Raw genomic sequence first — 17,231 nt, 5'->3', positions numbered from 1 at the left:
GGGACTTGCACCCGCTGGCCTGTCAAAGATCGAAGGCTGCACCAGAAAAATAGAACCGAAGAAAATAGAAGTTTGGAGTCAGGAGTCTGCTGCAGGTGGAAACTGCTGCGACTCCAAACCGCCGCACGGCCATGATTTACCCCGGCCATTCCGCATTCCGAATTCGAGGGTTACGCATTCCGCAATCCGAAATGGGCTGGTTTTCATCCGTGCCATCCGAGTAATCCGTGGTAAACAAACCGGGGAATAAACCACAGATAAACACCGATGGATACAGATATAAGACCATACACGGGAGACCGGACATGGCAAAAAGAGGAGCTGGCAAAAAATAGGAATCAAAAGGCCGGTTACTTTTCCAGCAGATCGTGGCTCCAGGCTTCGCGCAGGGCGGCCAGGTCGCGCTCCTGCTGGTCGCTGAAGTGGCCCACCCGGTGGGCGTACGTGTCCATCCAGGTGGCCAGGCGCTGACGGGCGTCCGCGTCGAGACGCACCTGGTAATGCCCCGCGTCTTGCGTCAGCAATTTCCAGAGTTTGCTGTTGGCACAGGTGCCCCGCCCCACGATGGAGCGGTCGCGCTCGAAGGCCTGCTGCTTGAGGTCACCGCCGCCAAAGGCCAGCAACGAGGTGTAGGCTTTGACGGGCGTGAGGTCGAGCCGGGCGGCGGCGGCATCCTGGCTGCCCGGTTGGTGGCAGGTCACGCATTGGCAATCCAGCACCGGCTGCACCAATTGATCAAACCGCAGCGGCCAGGTTCCCGACGGACCGGGTTTGATGCGCGACGGCGCATGGGTCCAGGCGGCGGTCGGCGAGGTCAGCGGCGCGGCATCGCGATGTTCATGGCAGCCGATGCAGGACAGCGTCTGGCCCGGCATCACATACGTCAGGGTGCGCATGGTTTGCAGAACGAGACCGTCGGCATCCAAGGCTTGGAAGAACAGGGGCACACCCGAGGGCGCGCGAAAATAGGCGGAACCATCCGTTTCCACGGGAACCGTGCCCAGGATGAATTTGCCCGGGTCTTCCGCCGAGACGCTCAACTGGGGCCGGTTCATGTGCGGTTGCACCTTGGGCACGACGCCAACCAGCCGGAGTTGCTTGATGACGCCGCGCGGCACACCGTCCAGTCCGCGATACACGTCTTGCAGGAAAAACGCGCCTTCCTGCGCGCCTTGCCACGCGACGCTGGACGGCACCGTAACCGGTCTGGGGCGCGGCTTGACCGGGAGGGGATACATGCTGGAAATTTCGGGATCGCGATGCAGCAATTCCAGATTGCCAAAGGCATCGTACAGGTACACCCCCATTGCGTTGACCGGGTTGCGTGCGTCCATCACCGCTTTGCTGCCGGCGTGCGGCGGCAGGCGGTGCGTGGCCCAACCGCACAGGAAATATTCCTCGGACAGCGGCCAGGGGTTGGCGTAGTAATGGTCGTTCCAGCCTTCCGTTTCCGGGAACACCACTTCCGGGGTCAGACGCACCAGCGGCGTTTCCTCTTCCGTGCCCCGGGTGCGGTCCAGCAGGCAAAGCGAACCGCCAGTGATCGAGTGATGGGCGCAGGCGGTGAAGACCAGCTTGGAGGAATGGGGAATGGAGCGGGCCTCGAACACGGCCTGCGGTTTGACGGTGTAATTACCATAGACGAGTTGCGGGTTGGTGCCATCCGGATTCGCCGACCACAAGCTCTCGAAATGCCCGTTGAAGCGGTCAATGTAATCCCAGCGCGCATAGACAATGCGACCGTCGCTCATCACGGAAGGAGTCCATTCAAAGTTCTCGAAGGCCGAGAGCGGCCGCACGTTCCGCCCCTGCGCATCCATGCCGTGCAGCGTAAAGACGGCGCACGGCCGAATGTTATCCCCGCCGCAACGCACGTAACTATCCGGCAGGAGTTCAGTGCGGGAGGAATCGGAAAACAGCGCGGTGCATTGAATCGCCGTGCTTTTGCGGGTGGAGAGAAACACGATCTCGCCATTGGGCAGGTAGCGCGGATCGAAATCGTCATAACGGCCAAACGTCAACTGGCGGCGCTTGCCGCCATTCACGTTCATCTCGAAGATTTTGTAGAAACCGTCCTCCGGCAGTTTGGATTTGTCCGTCTTTTCGCCAGCCGCCGTGGCGGGATAATATTTGCAATAGGCGAACAGGACCTTTTTACCATCATACGAAAGGTCCGGCCCGATAAAACTGCCCGGCGGCATATCCGAAGTGAGGCAGCGCAGCTCCGGCTGGCCGGTCTTGAACTTTTTCAACAGGTAAATGCCGCCGCCCGGGCGCGACCACCAGCCATAATGCTGATCGGACATGTGCGGCAAGGTGCCCGGCGCCCGTTTGACGAAGAGCAAGGTGTCGAAATCCAACAGCGGATTACCCAGCGCCAATTTGCGCACCACCCAATGTGCGCGTAAATACAGCTCGCGCCGCGCCGCCTCCGGGGCATCCGTCGGCAGTTGTTGGACGGCGGCGGCAATGTCCCGCAGTTCCTGTTCCGCCGTCTCCACGTTGACACCCAAACGCCGCTGGCTTTGCGCCAACTGCAACCCGCGCTCCAGAACCAGGGCCAAAGGATAGCTTCGGGAGCCTTGCGTGACAGCACTCTTGGGTTTGCCAGAAACGGGCGCGGCCAAACGCTTGTCATCCTGGATCAACCAATCGGCCTCAATTTGCGCGCGCCAAGAGAGCGCCTCAGCGGCTTGAACCGGCAGCACGGCATTTAACATCCACGCCAAACTCAAGGCACCCACGAGATGATGGAGTGCGAGCATACGGTTTACTTCCGAGGAGAAAGCGGCAGCGTCAGGGATTCCCGCAGCCAGCCCACATATCGTTCGGCGCCACTTTCGAGCGGGAGGACGAGAATTTCCGGGGTATCATACGGATGATTGGCGACGATGATTTTTTCCAGCGCCTTGAGTTTGCGGACGGCGGACTTCACGATCAACAACACTTCCTGACCAGACTCCAACTTGCCCTGCCACCAGTAGTGCGACTCCACACCCGGCACCAAATTGACACACGCGGCGGCCCGTTCCGCCAACACCGCCCGGGCCAGTTTGCGGGCGCTTTTCAAGTCGGGCGCGGTCACCAGGACAATGCGAAATTGCTTGGCGGACACCATACGCTACTGATCCACGTCGCCGTCGTCGGTTTCCGGATCGAGGTTTGGCGTGGCTTTCTTTTGCTGATCCAGGTTGAAAACCAGTTGGTTGAACGCTGAGGGATTAAACTTCACCTGGCCGAAATTCGGGCTGGTGGCCAGCAGTTGCCCGACATCGTATTTATCCAGGTTCACGGTCAGGCTGCCGCGCGTGGCGAAAATGAGTCTGGCATCGGTGGGTTTCTTCGCCGTCACTTCCGCCTTCACCCCGGCTAGGTCAATTTGTTGCACCCGGTTGATGGGAATATCCATGTTCGCAAAGGCGGTGGCAAACACCATCTTGCCGTCCTTGATTTGCTTGAGGTCGCCGGAGATTTTATCGTGATTGGACAACTCCACCTGGTCTTCCTTGCTCTTCACGTCGGCACTGGCGCGCTCTTCCAGTTTGCCATCCCATTCGGTTACCCGAATATTGCTGATGCGGGTGTAACCCATGCCTTGCTGCACGAACAAAACGGAGGAACCGCCCGCCACCCAGTCCTGGCTGTCGCGCCATTGCTTGGCGAGCGCGCCATCAATCAGGAGGGCAATGCTTTTGGCCTCTTTGTTGACCAAAATTTCCAGGTGTACCTTGGATTTGGTATGCAAGGATGGAACTTCGGCCTGCCCCATGTTATGGCCGCCGCCATTGCGGCGAATCCGCTGCATGTAGATGTACCCGGTGTTCATCTGGATCATGTACGCGTTGTTGCCGTATTCCTCGAAGCCGTCCGTGTAGAGATTCATCAGCAACTGGAGCGGCCCGCGCCAACTCAGATCAAATTCCAACCGCGCCAGCGCGGGTAATTTGAGGTCCCGGCCAATAGAGGAAGGTTTGGAGGTACTGAATCCGTTATCCGAATATTTCCATCCCGTGCGACCGCGGCCAATCGTCCAGCCTTCAACCCCCGTGGGACCTTCAAAAATGGGGCCGGACCCGACTTTCATCAGGCGCAAACTCTGGAGGTTTTTGCGCGCAAAGGTCATGACCCCGGCATAGGCCGTATCGAGCAACAATTTATCGGGATCCAAGGAAACCACTTCGCCCAGCAACTCGTCCCCATTGGTCAACCGAACGACGCAGGCGGTGTCCTTGGTGGGTACCGGCAATTTTTGCGGACGCGCGACGCTGATCCGGGCCAGCTTGGTCATGCCAAATTCGATTTCCGCCTTGGCATCCGGCGTTTTCCAGCGCACCCCTTTTTGCGGGTCAATGGAGACCAGGTTGCCATGCAACGTATCCCCGTTGAGAAACCGAAGGCTATCGGAATAGGCGGGATCTTCCGGCTCCACTTTTTCCTCCGCCTCAGCGCGTTTGGGCTGCGGCACGGCACTACGGACGCCCACCGCATTGTTCAGTTCTTGGATGGCGCGCAGACCGTCCAGGATTAGTTCCGCCCGCAACGTCGGCGTCATCCCCACCACGGCCAATACGACGGTAGCAATTCCAAAGCGTTTCATAAATTATCGTTCGTAAATCGGCAGAAACCGGTAATTCAGCGCCAGCGACAACAGGCAGGCGGAAGTACTGAAGGCGCTGCCGAACTGGCCTTCCCAGGAGCCATTGCTGTTCTGTGTCGCATTGAGCACCTTGATGTTCAGCGTATTCCATTCCCGCCAACTTTTGCCCGAGGTGTGGAAGTATGCCTGCGAAGCGTAGTAGAGGTAATAGTGGAAATAATGGTCTTCGCGGGGAGCGCTGCCCAGAAAACGCGCAGCCCCCAGAAACTCCTTGGAATTCTTTTGCTTGGCGAGCGCGAATACCAGCGCGCCAATGGCGGTGCGCGGCGCATTGCCGCTATCCGGCCCGGTATAACCCAAGCCACCATCCGCCGACTGGCATAGTTTGAAGAAGCGCAGCCCTTTTTGAATGGCGTCCTCCGGCACCCCAATGCCGGCGTTGCGCGCGGCAAACAAGGCCACCATCTGCGCGCCGCTCACGGTGGTATCCGCATCGGTGGTTTCCGGCGAATAGCGCCACGCGCCAAAGCCATTGCGCGCCTGCGAGGAAAGAATCAGGTCCACCGCCTTATGCAACGCCTTGCCCAACCGCTCATCATTGACCACGCCATAGGATTCCGCCAAGGCCAGCGTGGCGAATCCGTGGTTATACATGGAATTGCCAATGTATCCATTTTTTTCCTGCTGCTGCGAAAGAATAAAACTCAACCCGCGTTTGATTGGCACCGAATAGGGACCGCTGTTGGGATCGTCCCCGTGCGCCAGCATGGCCACCACCGCCAACCCCACCACCCCGGGATTGTTCCCATACGTGTCTTTCCAAACACCATCCGAGGATTGATTCTTCACCAGCCAATCCAGCCCCTTCTTGTACATGCGCTCGACCTCGGGCGGGATGGGATCCACCCCCTCCTCGGCGTCAAGCAATTGCCCGCGCACCGCCGGGGCGCCAACGCCCAGCAACAACGCCAGCATCAAGATCAGGAATCGGCCACCGTGGAAATCTTTAACAATCATCGTGTATCCCCTCCCGTTGCACCAAAATGCCACCATTTGCCCTGGAGGATATTTCCCCCGGGCATTCCTGCGGACATGAATGCGGGCATAGCTTGCTCACAGTGGATGGGAGCATACTCCGCAAGCGCACCTTTCGACAACTGGAAAGAAATACGATGTGATGAAAATTTTTGCAGAAAAAGAGGACACCAGAAAAATACACGATTGAGGAAATGCCATTCAGAGCGGCAACGCGGCAAAGTCTGCAACCGTGCATGGCTCAGAGGGTGTCAAGCAACTGTTGCCGATCCACGCCTTTATGAACTGAAACAGCACGAAGAATCGCGTTCAGTGTTCCCACTCGTAAAATTGGATGATTGGGAACAGCTATTCTCTGATGACCGGGCGTTTCGGTTTGCACAATGATATGGCTACCACGCTGATGGATCGTTTGGTATCCCCAATCACGACATAGCGCCTGCACCAAAACCGCTCCACTTAAATCGCGTGGAATCTTCATGCGGTCGCCAGGAGTTCGTCACGAACCAGATGCAATCGGACGCGGTCTGGTAATTTGGCCTGATCAAAATAAAAGGCGCGCACGGCTTCCATCACATTTCCCCGTAATTCCTCCCAGTTGTCCCCTTGTGAGAAAATCGCTTCAGAGAGGCACTCGGCACAATAACCGCCGTCGGCCTCCTGCACCACATCAAATACAAGCTCAGTCATGGTTTAAAGTTATGGATTCACGTCTAAAATGCAAGACTGGATCTGCACCAAGTAAAATACCGCGTTAACGTCCAATCTCCCAGCGTTGCATAGCAACAAAAAGGGGATGAAACTATTTTCCCTGCGGTCGGCTACTGGTGGGGAGAACCGATCTAATTGCATAGCTTCCTGGTTGCACGTCATACACGGCGACGCCGGATTCCATACGCAGGAATTTCATTCCTGGGTTGCGATCGGCGGGTTTCCCGTTTTCCATGGCGGCAGTGTCGGCACGCACGGGCACGAAAATCGTGGCGGTGGTGTTGGGCGGCACGGTGATGGCCCATTCAAAATTGATGTTCTGTTTCTGCCAATGGCTGGCAACCAATCCATACGGCGAACGGTGCGTGGCCTTGACCCAAGTCAGGTCGCCCACCAGATGCGGGCGCATAAGGATGTGTTTGAACCCCGGCCGGACCGGATCGCTTTGAATACCAGCGAGGTATTCGTAATACCAGATCACCATATCCCCAACCAGCATGACGTGGTTGCCGGAATTCATGGCGGGATCGGCGGTGTCGCCATTCCATAATTCCCAGATGGTGCTGGCGTCTTTCTCGACCATGTAGCCCCAACTGGGGTAGGTTTTCTGGGAGGCGAGAGTATAGGCCAGGTCGGGTCGGCCATTGTCCGAGAGGGTGCGCATCAGCCATTGTCCGCCAATCAGTCCGGTACCAACGTGGTCGTTGCTTTCCCGGCTGATTTTATCCACCAAGCGGCCAAATACCCGCGCACGCTGTTCGGCGGGTACCATCTCAAACATCAGCGGCAACACACAGGCGGTTTGGGAACCGTTATCGTAGCAGCCCGAATCAGCCCGGTAAAATTCCTTATTGAAGGCGGTCTTCAACCGCTCGGCCAGTTCGCCGTAACGCTGCGCCTCTTCTGTCTTGCCCAACAGCGTCGCGTACCGCTGCATCAAACGGCTGCACAGGTGGAAGTAGGTGGTGCCAATGACCGTGGGCGCGGTTTTGCGCGCCGGATCGGTGGAGTGAATCAGCTTGGGATTTTCCGGCGGCACGCACCAATCGCCATAGCGATCCTTGGGCATGAGGTTGTTGGTGATAAAGCCGCTCATGTACGTCATCCATTTCACCATGGCGGGATAGGCGGATTCGATGGCTTTGAGATCACCGAACTGCTCGTAGAGCGCGCCGGGCACCAGGATGAGGCTGCTGGGCCAGGTGACATTGTCCGAGTAGATGGGCCAGTACGGCGGCGCGACATCCGGCACGCTGCCGGTTTCCTTTTGGGCGTCCACGATGTCCTGGGCCCACTTGGCGTAGAGCGCGGCGTTGTGGAACAGGAAGGCTTCGCCCTTGCATTCGGCGGAGCGGTCCCCCAGCCAGCCCTGGCGCTCGTCGCGCTGCGGGCAATCGGTGGGGATGCTGCGGTAATTGCCGCGCACACCCCAGACAATGTTGGTATAAATGCGGTTGAGCAACGGATTCGAGCAACTCCATTCGCCGGCGGTGGCCAGGTCATCATTCACTACTCGGCCTTCCAACGAATCCAGCGTGGGCATGCCCGGCCAACCGCGCACCTCGACGTAGCGGAAGCCGTGATAGGTGAAGCACGGTTCCCACAGCTCGGTGCCTTCGCCCTTAAGGGTGTAACGGTCGGTCACTTTGGCGTCGCGGATGTTGTCCAGGTACAACGTGCCATCCGGCTTGAGCACCTCGGCGTGGCGCAGCGAAATTGCGGTACCAGCAGGGCCTTTGACCTTTAACCGGCACCAGCCGACCATGTTCTGGCCCATATCGAAAACATACATTCCCGGCTGCGGACTCTTCACGGACATCGGCTTGATGCCCCCCGTGACACGAATGGGTGGAATCATTTGTGCCACCAGTTTTCCCTCTGGTGCAGCTACCGGCCAGACACGTTGCCAGGTTGCGTCGCTGTAGTCGGGGTTGGACCAATCACCCAACTCCATCCGCGCATCATACTCCTCGCCGTCGTATTCGTTATTGGCGCGAATTGGCCCTTCCGTGGTAAGTTTCCATGAACCATCGCTGACAATCTCGGTCGCGGTTCCATCCGTGAATTCAACGCGCATCTGGAGCAGCAGTTTGGGATAGCCATAGACGGCGGTGGTCATCGGAGAGCGGGAACGCGGGGCAAAGAAGCGCCCGTTCCCAAGGACCACGCCGATCGCATTATCGCCGCGCTGCACCATGTCGGTCACGTCATGGGTGACGTACAAGACCCGCTTGGGATACTCGGTCAGGCCGGGCGACAGGACATCGGTGCCGACTTTCCTGCCGTTCAAATACAGCTCGGATAATCCCAACCCGGACAGGTGGACGGTGGCGCGCTGAACTTTGCGATCCAACTCGAATCGTTTGCGCAGCCAGCGGGCGGGCAACCGGCGATCCTCCGGAGCGGAAGTTTCGCCCCACGGTTTCATGCCCACCGGACCGACGATACGCGCGAGCACCCATTGATTGTCATCAAACGCGGTTTGTTCCCAGCCACTGATTTCGGTATTGGCGCTTTTCCAAGCCGCATCGGTGGTCACCACCATGGGCTCGCCCTGCGCGAACTCGATTTTAAGCAGGACCAACAGTCCGGCTGGATTGGGGGCATCACCCAAATTTTGAACGGAAGCGGCCAGCACGTTTTTTCCGGGCTTGAGCCGCCCGGCCAGATTGAATTCCGCAGCGGTATTGAAATGGTTGGCGCGTCCGATTTGCTCGCCATTGCAGTAAATGACCGAGAGGTTGTCCGCCGCCACCAATATCCGCGCAGACTTAATGGTGCGGTCGGATGGCAACATCAGCGTCCGCCGGAAATAGCGGGTGCCAGGTGGTTCAGGCCGTTCGGGATACCAAATCCACTGGGTGTCGGTGATGATTTCTTTGCGGACCACCTCGTCCAAGCCAATCCATTGCGCATGCCAGTCGGAAAGTTGCAGCGGGCCAATGTTCCATTGGGCGGTGGCGCTCCAGTTGGAAGGCTTGCCGTCCTTATCCCAGACGCGGACCTTCCAATAACAGGCCTGCCCAGCCTTTAGTGCCGCGCCGGCGTAGCGCACATGGATGGATTGGTCGCCGGGAACCTTCCCGGAATCCCATATATTGCCCTGCTCCTTTTTCAGCAAGGCCTCGGTGCCGGCCACCAGCACCTGGTACGCCGTCTGCCGCTGGCCGCGTTCGCCGGACGGCAACTGCCAACTCAGCCGGGGAACGGTTTCCGAGATGCCTTGAGGGCTCTCCAGATATTCACAGCGCAGTTGGATGGGCGCAGCGGCCTCCAGATATGTGGCAGTCATCAGCAACAGGGTGCCAATGAACCAATGCATGGAACAGTATCTCTTCATAACAATAAAATGATTCTTTTGCGGGCTGAGTATCGTTTTCAGCAGTGGTTGGTACAAGTCAAAAACTGATATGCAGTGGTCAAGAATTAACATTCCCTGTCAGGGCCAAATCGGCCATAGTATCGCCATGCAAAAAACATTGATGTCATGGTCGGCCTTTCTGGCGGTCACATTATGGAATGTCGTCACGGTTTCTGCCACGACCACTCCTGATCCCGGTCCTGTGGCACCGGGACCGTTCAAACCCTCGATGGATTCTCTCACGAATTACGCGTGTCCGGATTGGTTTCGCGATGCCAAGTTCGGCATCTGGTCGCACTGGGGACCACAATCCGTGCCGATGGCCGGGGACTGGTATGCCCGACATCTCTACACGCAGGATAACCGGCGGGGCCAGTATCAGCATCACCTCACCAACTACGGTCATCCATCCACAAACGGCTGGAAGGACATCATCCCGCTTTGGAAGGCCGAGAAGTGGGATCCGGATCGCCTGATGAAACTCTACAAGAAAGCCGGGGCGAAGTATTTCGTCAGCATGGGGGTACACCACGATAACTTTGACCTGTGGAATTCCCAATTCCACAAGTGGAATGCGGTTCAAACCGGGCCGCAGCGTGACGTGGTCGGGGAGTGGCAAAAGGCCGCGCGCAAACAGGGGTTGCGGTTTGGCGTTTCCGAGCATCTGGGCGCCAGTTTCACCTGGTGGCAGACCAGCCACGGTCACGACACCAACGGCCCGCTGGCCGGTGTGCCTTACGACGGCGCAGACCCAAAGTGGCAGGACCTCTATCATTGGCCCGCCGCGCCCGATGACAAAGCCTGGTATAGCACCGATGCCCGCTGGCACCAGGAGTGGTTTGCCCGCATCAAGGATCTGGTGGATCATTATCAGCCGGACTTGCTTTATTCCGATGGTGCGCTGCCGTTCGGCGAGGTTGGATGCACGCTGCTCTCCCATTATTACAATGCCAACCAGGCCGCTCACCGGGGCAAACTGGAAGCGGTGTATTGCCTGAAAGACTGGCGCACCAAGCCCGGTCATGGGGATTATGTCGAGGGAATCGGCGTGCAGGATGTTGAACGCGGCGGCTTGTCCGGCATCAAACCGGAACCGTGGCAGACGGACACTTCGATTGGGGACTGGTTTTATAATAAGAACTGGAAGGCCAAGGATACGGGCACCATGTATCGCTCGCCAAAGTGGGTGATCCAAACGCTGGTGGATGTGGTCAGCAAGAACGGCAACCTGTTGCTCAACGTCGTTCAACGGCCTGATGGCGCGCTGGATCCGGAGGTCGAACAACTGCTGGCGGAGGTTGCCGCCTGGATGAAAAACAACAGCCAAGGAATTTACGAGACCCGCCCATGGCTGGTGTACGGCGAAGGCGCCACCAAGGTGGATGGCGGCCATTTCAAGGAAGACTTTAAATTCAGCGCCCAAGATATCCGGTTCACGCAATCGAAGGATGGCAAGACCATTTATGCCTTCATGCTAGGTTGGCCGGAGGAGGCGACGGTCACGATCCGGGCACTCGCGGACGGCAAAGGCCCGGGACAGTTGCGCTCCGTGGCGCTGCTGGGCGGTCCCAGCAAACTCAAATGGACCCGGAACGCGGAAGGTCTGACGGTCACGATGCCCAAACAGAAGCCGTGCGAATACGCAGTAGCGCTTAAGATCACCGTGCAATAAGCACCGCCAGCCGGGAAAAGGCAATCGGAGATGAACGGCGTGATGACCAGCGATGGTTTGACGGTTCATAGCGTGAGGGTGGGATGCCAAGACCATTCACTGAAACAGGATTGAACATGACAACCAAACGATCGCTGCCGGTTTGCATTCTGAGTATACTGACTGCCCTCACCACCGTCTTTGCGCAACCCGTCGCGCCGCCCGCAAATAACGCGCCGGCAAGTCTCCCCGGCAAAGGACTCGCACAACACGATTTCTTTTATGCCGGGGAAGCGAAGGAAGAACGCATGTTCATCGTGCAAAAAGGCGAGATTGCCTGGTCGTACACGCATCCGGGCCGGGGTGAAATCAGCGATGCCGTATTGCTCCCGAATGGAAACATCCTCTTTGCCCACCAATACGGCGTCACCGAGATCACCGCTGATAAGAAAGTGGTTTGGAATTTCGATGCGCCCACCAACACGGAGATCCATACAGCGCAGCCGATCGGCTCGAACAGCGTATGGTTCATCCAGAACGGGAATCCGGCGAAATTCATGGTCGTTAATAAAGCCACGGGCAATCCCGAGCGCGAGTTTGTTCTGCCGGTGAAAAACCCCAAGGGTATCCACGGCCAGTTCCGCCAAGCGCGGTTGACGCCAGCAGGCACACTGCTCGTTGCGCACATGGATTCGGGCAAAGCCGCCGAATACGCTCTGGATGGCAAAGAACTATGGTCCGTGGATGTGCCGGGCATTTGGTCGGCCAAACCGCTCAGCAATGGAAACGTTCTGGTAGTCAGTAATAAAAAATTTGTACGGGAGATCAATCGGCAGGGCGAAACGGTATGGGAATGGACACCCGCGGATGCGCCGGATTACAAACTATCCAACCTGCAAACCGCCATCCGCCTGCCGAATGGCAACACGATCATTAATAATTGGTTCAACCAATGGTCGGGCAAACTCGATCCCGCCAACCCGCCAGTCCAGGCCATCGAGGTGACACGCGACAAGCAGGTCGTTTGGGCCTTGCGCTCGTGGGCGCCGCCCGCTGACCTGGGTCCCTCCACCACGATCCAAGTTCTGGACAGCCCGACTAATCCCTAAATCAAGCAACCTCAATGAAACGCTTCACCACTTTACTATGCGCACTGTTAACCCTGCCGTCTTTGACGCGGGCGGAATCCATTCCAGCGCATGGTTCGTACAGCACCAACGCAGCAACCAAATGGGAGTCCGCCTTTGTTTCCGGCAACGGGCGGATGGGGGCGATGATGTTCGGGAATCCGACCAACGACACCATCATCGCCAATCATTGCCGTCTGTTCCTGCCGTTGGGTAATCGTGAAATCGTACCAGACCTGGCGCAGTATGTGCCGGAGTTGCGGCGCACCATTCGCGAGAAGAACTATGGCGAGGGCATGAAGTTCTTCCTCAGTAAAGCCAAGGAACAGGGTTACCCCGGCTTGATTCCAACCGATCCTTATCATCCGGGCTTGTTCGTCAACGTCCGCCAGCCTGCGACTGGCGCAATCGCGGATTACGCGCGCACGGAAGACTTCCAGACCGGCGAAGTCGTCACACGCTGGCGGGATGACCGTGGCCAGTTCCAGCGGCGAATGTTCGTGTCGCGCGCCGACAACCTCATCGTGGTCTCGCTCAACGGCCCGGCCCCCGTGGAACTCCAGTTCCCACCCGTCAACCATGCGCTCATTCAGTCGCAGCAGGAAACCAGCGCCGATTGGGTGACTTACCATAACACCTATACCAAGGGCAAAGGCGGATATGATGCCGCTGTTCGCATTGTTCACCAAGACGGCAAAGCCGAGGTGGCGGGAGATACCATCACCATCACCGGAGCCCGGGAAGTGCTGCTGTTCATTCGCATTGTGCCATGGAAGACGCCGCAGCCCAAGGAAACCAGCGAGGCCTGGGCCTATTCGCCGGACAACCCGGATTTTAAAAAGGCCGGAGTTTTCAAACCAGCACCTGCGCTGGCGGAAAGCTCGGTGGTGGCGTACCGTCAGGCGGAGGATGCTGCCAAGCTGATGCCAGCGTTGAAAAAATCGCTGGCGGGTTTGCGGGATGATTATGCCCGGCTGTTCGCGCCCCATGCAAAGTTGCACGGTGAACTCTTCAATCGGGTTACCTTGGATATTGGCGGCGGTGCCGAGCGTACTTTGACGACGGAAACCTTGTTGGAAATCGCCAAACAGGAAGGCCGTCTGCCCGCCGCATTAATGGAGAAGATGTATGATGCGGGCCGGTACATGTTTATATGCAGCGCCGGTGAACTGCTGCCCAATCTGCACGGCATCTGGAATGGCACATGGAAACCGGCGTGGTCGGGCGACTTCACGCTGGATACCAATGTGCAGGCGGCCATGGCCTCGGCGTGCAGCGCCAACCTCGCGGAACTGCTGGAAGGCTACTTCCGCCTGATGGAAAGTTTCTATCCCGAATGGCGCATCAATGCGAAGCGCACTTATGGTTGCCGCGGTTTCTTCAGCAACGCCCGCGCCTCCAACACCTGTCTGCTGCTTCACTGGGGTACTTGGCAAGGCGTGTTCTGGACCGCTGGCAGCGGCTGGCTTGCGAGTTTCTTCACCGACTACGCGCAATATACCGGCGACCGGGAATTTCTGGAGAAACGCTGCGTACCGTTGCTCAAGGAGATCGCCGTTTTTTACGAGGATTTTCTGTCCGAGACCAACCAGAGTGGCCGCGTGGAGTTCATTCCCTCGTATAACCCTGAGACCGGATGCGGACTGAGTGCCACCATGGATATTGCGGTCGCCCGCGAGGTGTTGGGTAACCTGATCACCGCCTGTCGTGAACTCAAAATTGAGCGCGACAACCTGCCCCGATGGGAAGCCTTACTGAAGAAACTGCCGGATTATCCCATCAACCAGAAGGGGGAACTGGCCGAGTGGCCCGATGGCCGGGTGGTGCCCGGGCATCGCCATCACTCGCAGCTTTATCCCTGTTTCCAGAGCTTCGATCCGCTGTTTGAAACCACGCCGGAATTGCGCCAGGCTGCCCAAGCAACCGTGCGGGTGAAAATCGCCGCGAGCGATGCAGGGGGCAAGGGAAACGAGCAGTCGTCGTTTGGCCGCATCCAATCCGGCGTGTCGGCGGCGTATCTCGGCATGCCCGAGGAAGCCTATGGGCGTCTCCAGGTCATGGCCGTGAAACGCTCGATGAACCCGAGCCTGATCACGTCGCATGAGCCGAACGCCGGCATCTTTAATACTAATGGTAATGGTGGCATCCCGCAAATCGCCAACACCATGCTGGTGCATAGCCGCATGGAGAGCGTGGAGCTGCTGCCCGCGTTGCCAGCGGCCTGGCCAGCCGGGGCCATTCAAGGGTTGCGGATACGCGGTGGATGCACAGTGGACCTGCAATGGGCACAGGGCAAGCTCGTGGCGGCCACGCTGCATCCGGAGCGGAATCTGACGCTTACAGTGCGTTACCAAGGCAAGTCTGTACCAGTGCGTTTATCCAAAGGTAAAGCGCAAACGCTCAATGCGGATTTGAACTGATCCCGACGGGAACACGCCGGACACCGAACGTTAAGATGCCAGATAAAACAACCCCAGAGACACGAGGGAGACAGAGAGACCATCTGGCAAAAAATGAGGCGAACCAGAGGAGAGCGGGAGGGGACATTACAAATTGATCATTGTAAATTGCAAAATGCAAATTGAACGAAGGGGAAAGACCCGAGGTTAAGTGAGTCTGGCACATTGATCCTAATGGCTGTGCCATAAAAAAATAAAAAAACTACCCAAGACTGGCTGCTTGGCGTTATCATGGACCCCATGAATTTCAATCGCCGTAAATTTCTTGCCGCCACTCCGCTGGCTGCGGGCGCGATGTGGCTAAACCCGTTGCCATTGCGCGCGGCTCAACCCGCAGCGGTGCCAACCGCTCCAGCCATCACCCGCAAAATCAAGATTGGCCAAGTGGGGTGTGGCGGCCGGGGTTCGTGGATTTCCAAGCTGTTCGCCAAACACGGTGGCTATGAGTATCACGCCATTGGGGATTACTTTCCCGAGACCGCCAACGAATGCGGTGACTTGCATGGTGTGGACAAAGCCCGGCGTTTCTCGGGGTTGTCCGCGTACAAGCGGGTTATCGAGAGCGGCATTGAGGCGATCGTACTGGAAACCCCGCCGTATTTCTTCCCGGAACACGCCCGGGCTGCGGTCGAGGCGGGCTTGCACGTTTATATGGCCAAGCCGGTGGCGGCAGATGCATGGGGCTGCCTGGAGATTGAAGCGGCGGCCCGGCTGGCAACCCAAAAGGGGAAATGTTTCCTGGTGGATTACCAGATGGTGACCGACCCGGGAAATCTGGAAGTATATAACCGCATTCGCGCAGGCGGACTGGGCAAAATTTCGCAAATGCAGACCGTCGGCACCTGCGGCATTTTTCCCGACCCCAAGTTTGAATCCACGATTGAGAACCGCCTGAATCATCTCATCTGGGTAAACGATATTGCCATCGGTTGCGATTACATCGGCAATTTTGACATTCATGCCATTGACATGGCGATCTGGGTCACCGGTCAGCGACCGGCGACAGCCCAAGGCGTCTCGCGCATCTGCCGACCGGACCCGCACGGCGATGCCCATGATGCCTGCTCGGTGGTCTTCGAATATGCGGATGGCACGGTACACAATCATTTTGGATCGGCGGCCAAGAACCAGGTCAAAGGCATGTTGGATTGCACGCTGCACGGAACCAGTGGACATGCGATCCTGTCCTATTGGGGCAAGGCAACCTTGAAGAGTTTTGATGATGTCTATGCCGCCGAGGTGGTGAATCTTTATGAAGCGGGAGCCGCGCGGAATATAGCCACGTTTTATCAAAATGTCTTGGAATCCAAGTACACAAATGAAACCGCGCAACGGGCGGTGGATGGCGCGCTGGCGTGCATCCTTGGCCGGGAAGCCGCCGCTCGCAAGACACGGTTGACCATGACCGAACTGCTCCGTGAAAAACAGCGGCTGGAAGTGAACTTGAAGGGGCTGAAAGTTTGAGCTTAACCGGAAGATGCCGGCTTTGAAATGTGTATCAGGGGGTTGCATGGCTACATGAGTTTAAGCTGTTGCTCGATGAACGCCATGGTTTCCGGTTTGATGCCAACGTTGGGGGCAGGCAATGTGGGCAAAGAGTTTGGTGCGGAATCAGGAACAGCGGTCTTGGCCAGGTATTTTGCCCAGATTTCAAAATATTTCAGGAGCATGGCGGGCGACGGGGAGGGCTGGAGGATAAATTCCATGAGGCGGAGCTTAAGGTGATCCAGGAATAGCGCATTGAAGTCCTGGGGCAAGGGTTTGGCACGGAGCAGGTTGAGGGTGGATTCGGCTTGTTGGCGGAGGTTGGCGAGTTTGGTGACCGGGGAAAAGATAGATTGAGCGGAGCCCCGGCGGATAACCCGGGTCAAACAGCGAAGGTTGCGACGAATGGTGGTGCGGAGCAGCATTGAAGTAAAAAGTAAAAAGGCTAAAGGCAGAAGTAACCAGTCATCAGTCATCAGTGATGGGACGAATGGTCCAGTAAAAGGGAGCCAGGGATTGCAAATTGATGGAAAAACGGCGGGAATGGTGCAGTGCATCTCAGAATTGCGTGATTTTTGTGATGAAATAGATTTTCCCACACAATTTGTGATAAAATTGTGATAAAATGATTTTTTGAAGCAAGCGCGGAAATCTGAAAACCGAAACTCGAAATCCTAAAGAAGGGCCCGCGAATCACGCCAATCGACGCGAATGATGAAAGAGTCGGTCCGTAAATCGAACTCCGAAATGTTTGGTCGAGTAGGACTGAGGCGCACGCAACCTTGCGGTCCATGTTTCCTCAGTC

At 57.4% G+C, this 17,231-nt stretch carries 13 protein-coding genes; 5 read left to right on the top strand and 8 right to left on the bottom strand.

What is annotated here, in order from left to right; translation table 11 throughout:
• Positions 1-250, top strand: a 250-nt coding sequence (locus tag WCO56_23765) for a hypothetical protein (GenBank protein ID MEI7732610.1), incomplete at its 5' end; no start/stop codon positions are given.
• 100 nt (positions 251-350) lie between these two features.
• Here WCO56_23765 and WCO56_23760 read toward each other — a convergent pair.
• From WCO56_23760 to WCO56_23730, 7 genes are all read right to left on the bottom strand, one after another.
• Complete coding sequence (locus tag WCO56_23760) at positions 351-2,765, bottom strand: hypothetical protein (protein ID MEI7732609.1); 2,415 nt, start codon at positions 2,763-2,765, stop codon at positions 351-353.
• A gap of 5 nt (positions 2,766-2,770) precedes the next feature.
• The gene (cutA, locus tag WCO56_23755; protein MEI7732608.1) at positions 2,771-3,118 is read right to left on the bottom strand and encodes a divalent-cation tolerance protein CutA; all 348 of its coding nucleotides are present in this window, start codon (positions 3,116-3,118) and stop codon (positions 2,771-2,773) included.
• A 3-nt stretch (positions 3,119-3,121) separates the two neighbouring features.
• Entirely contained in the window at positions 3,122-4,597 is a 1,476-nt protein-coding gene (locus WCO56_23750) for a hypothetical protein (protein MEI7732607.1), read from the bottom strand.
• 3 nt (positions 4,598-4,600) lie between these two features.
• Positions 4,601-5,614 carry a prenyltransferase/squalene oxidase repeat-containing protein gene (locus tag WCO56_23745; GenBank protein ID MEI7732606.1) on the bottom strand — a complete coding sequence of 338 codons (1,014 nt, stop codon included), beginning with the start codon at positions 5,612-5,614 and terminating at the stop codon, positions 4,601-4,603.
• A gap of 259 nt (positions 5,615-5,873) precedes the next feature.
• Positions 5,874-6,113: a type II toxin-antitoxin system HicA family toxin gene (locus tag WCO56_23740; protein MEI7732605.1), complete on the bottom strand. Its 240-nt coding sequence runs from the start codon at positions 6,111-6,113 to the stop codon at positions 5,874-5,876.
• Complete coding sequence (locus WCO56_23735; GenBank protein ID MEI7732604.1) at positions 6,110-6,322, bottom strand: 2-phospho-L-lactate guanylyltransferase; 213 nt, start codon at positions 6,320-6,322, stop codon at positions 6,110-6,112. Before WCO56_23735 ends, WCO56_23740 begins: the two co-directional genes overlap by 4 nt.
• A 112-nt stretch (positions 6,323-6,434) precedes the next feature.
• Positions 6,435-9,683 (bottom strand): family 78 glycoside hydrolase catalytic domain, encoded by a 3,249-nt coding sequence (locus WCO56_23730; GenBank protein ID MEI7732603.1) that lies wholly within the window; start codon positions 9,681-9,683, stop codon positions 6,435-6,437.
• 127 nt (positions 9,684-9,810) lie between these two features.
• Between WCO56_23730 and WCO56_23725 the strand changes: the two genes are divergently transcribed.
• The 4 genes from WCO56_23725 (at position 9,811) to WCO56_23710 (ending at position 16,405) form a co-directional block, all read left to right on the top strand.
• Positions 9,811-11,376 carry an alpha-L-fucosidase gene (locus WCO56_23725; protein MEI7732602.1) on the top strand — a complete coding sequence of 522 codons (1,566 nt, stop codon included), beginning with the start codon at positions 9,811-9,813 and terminating at the stop codon, positions 11,374-11,376.
• A 116-nt stretch (positions 11,377-11,492) separates the two neighbouring features.
• Positions 11,493-12,464 (top strand): PQQ-binding-like beta-propeller repeat protein, encoded by a 972-nt coding sequence (locus tag WCO56_23720; GenBank protein ID MEI7732601.1) that lies wholly within the window; start codon positions 11,493-11,495, stop codon positions 12,462-12,464.
• 14 nt (positions 12,465-12,478) lie between these two features.
• Entirely contained in the window at positions 12,479-14,902 is a 2,424-nt protein-coding gene (locus WCO56_23715) for a glycoside hydrolase N-terminal domain-containing protein (GenBank protein ID MEI7732600.1), read from the top strand.
• A 279-nt stretch (positions 14,903-15,181) separates the two neighbouring features.
• The gene (locus tag WCO56_23710) at positions 15,182-16,405 is read left to right on the top strand and encodes a Gfo/Idh/MocA family oxidoreductase (GenBank protein ID MEI7732599.1); all 1,224 of its coding nucleotides are present in this window, start codon (positions 15,182-15,184) and stop codon (positions 16,403-16,405) included.
• Between the two features lie 50 nt (positions 16,406-16,455).
• Here the strand turns inward: WCO56_23710 and WCO56_23705 are convergent, their stop codons facing one another.
• Positions 16,456-17,025 (bottom strand): hypothetical protein, encoded by a 570-nt coding sequence (locus WCO56_23705; GenBank protein ID MEI7732598.1) that lies wholly within the window; start codon positions 17,023-17,025, stop codon positions 16,456-16,458.
• Positions 17,026-17,231 lie beyond the last annotated feature (206 nt).

This window comes from Verrucomicrobiota bacterium, from assembly GCA_037139415.1.
Lineage (GTDB): Bacteria > Verrucomicrobiota > Verrucomicrobiia > Limisphaerales > Fontisphaeraceae > JBAXGN01.
Note: the sequence above shows the minus strand (reverse complement) of the source record. Positions and strands in the feature narration are given on the sequence as shown.

Excerpts from the sequence above, each read along its gene's own strand:
- WCO56_23740 (MEI7732605.1), bottom strand. The coding sequence starts at position 6,113 with ATGAAGATTCCACGCGATTTAAGTGGAGCGGTTTTGGTGCAGGCGCTA.
- cutA (MEI7732608.1), bottom strand. The coding sequence starts at position 3,118 with ATGGTGTCCGCCAAGCAATTTCGCATTGTCCTGGTGACCGCGCCCGAC.
- WCO56_23730 (MEI7732603.1), bottom strand. The coding sequence starts at position 9,683 with ATGAAGAGATACTGTTCCATGCATTGGTTCATTGGCACCCTGTTGCTG.
- WCO56_23735 (MEI7732604.1), bottom strand. The coding sequence starts at position 6,322 with ATGACTGAGCTTGTATTTGATGTGGTGCAGGAGGCCGACGGCGGTTAT.
- WCO56_23715 (MEI7732600.1), top strand. The coding sequence starts at position 12,479 with ATGAAACGCTTCACCACTTTACTATGCGCACTGTTAACCCTGCCGTCT.
- WCO56_23710 (MEI7732599.1), top strand. The coding sequence starts at position 15,182 with ATGAATTTCAATCGCCGTAAATTTCTTGCCGCCACTCCGCTGGCTGCG.
- WCO56_23760 (MEI7732609.1), bottom strand. The coding sequence starts at position 2,765 with ATGCTCGCACTCCATCATCTCGTGGGTGCCTTGAGTTTGGCGTGGATG.
- WCO56_23750 (MEI7732607.1), bottom strand. The coding sequence starts at position 4,597 with ATGAAACGCTTTGGAATTGCTACCGTCGTATTGGCCGTGGTGGGGATG.
- WCO56_23720 (MEI7732601.1), top strand. The coding sequence starts at position 11,493 with ATGACAACCAAACGATCGCTGCCGGTTTGCATTCTGAGTATACTGACT.
- WCO56_23745 (MEI7732606.1), bottom strand. The coding sequence starts at position 5,614 with ATGATTGTTAAAGATTTCCACGGTGGCCGATTCCTGATCTTGATGCTG.
- WCO56_23725 (MEI7732602.1), top strand. The coding sequence starts at position 9,811 with ATGCAAAAAACATTGATGTCATGGTCGGCCTTTCTGGCGGTCACATTA.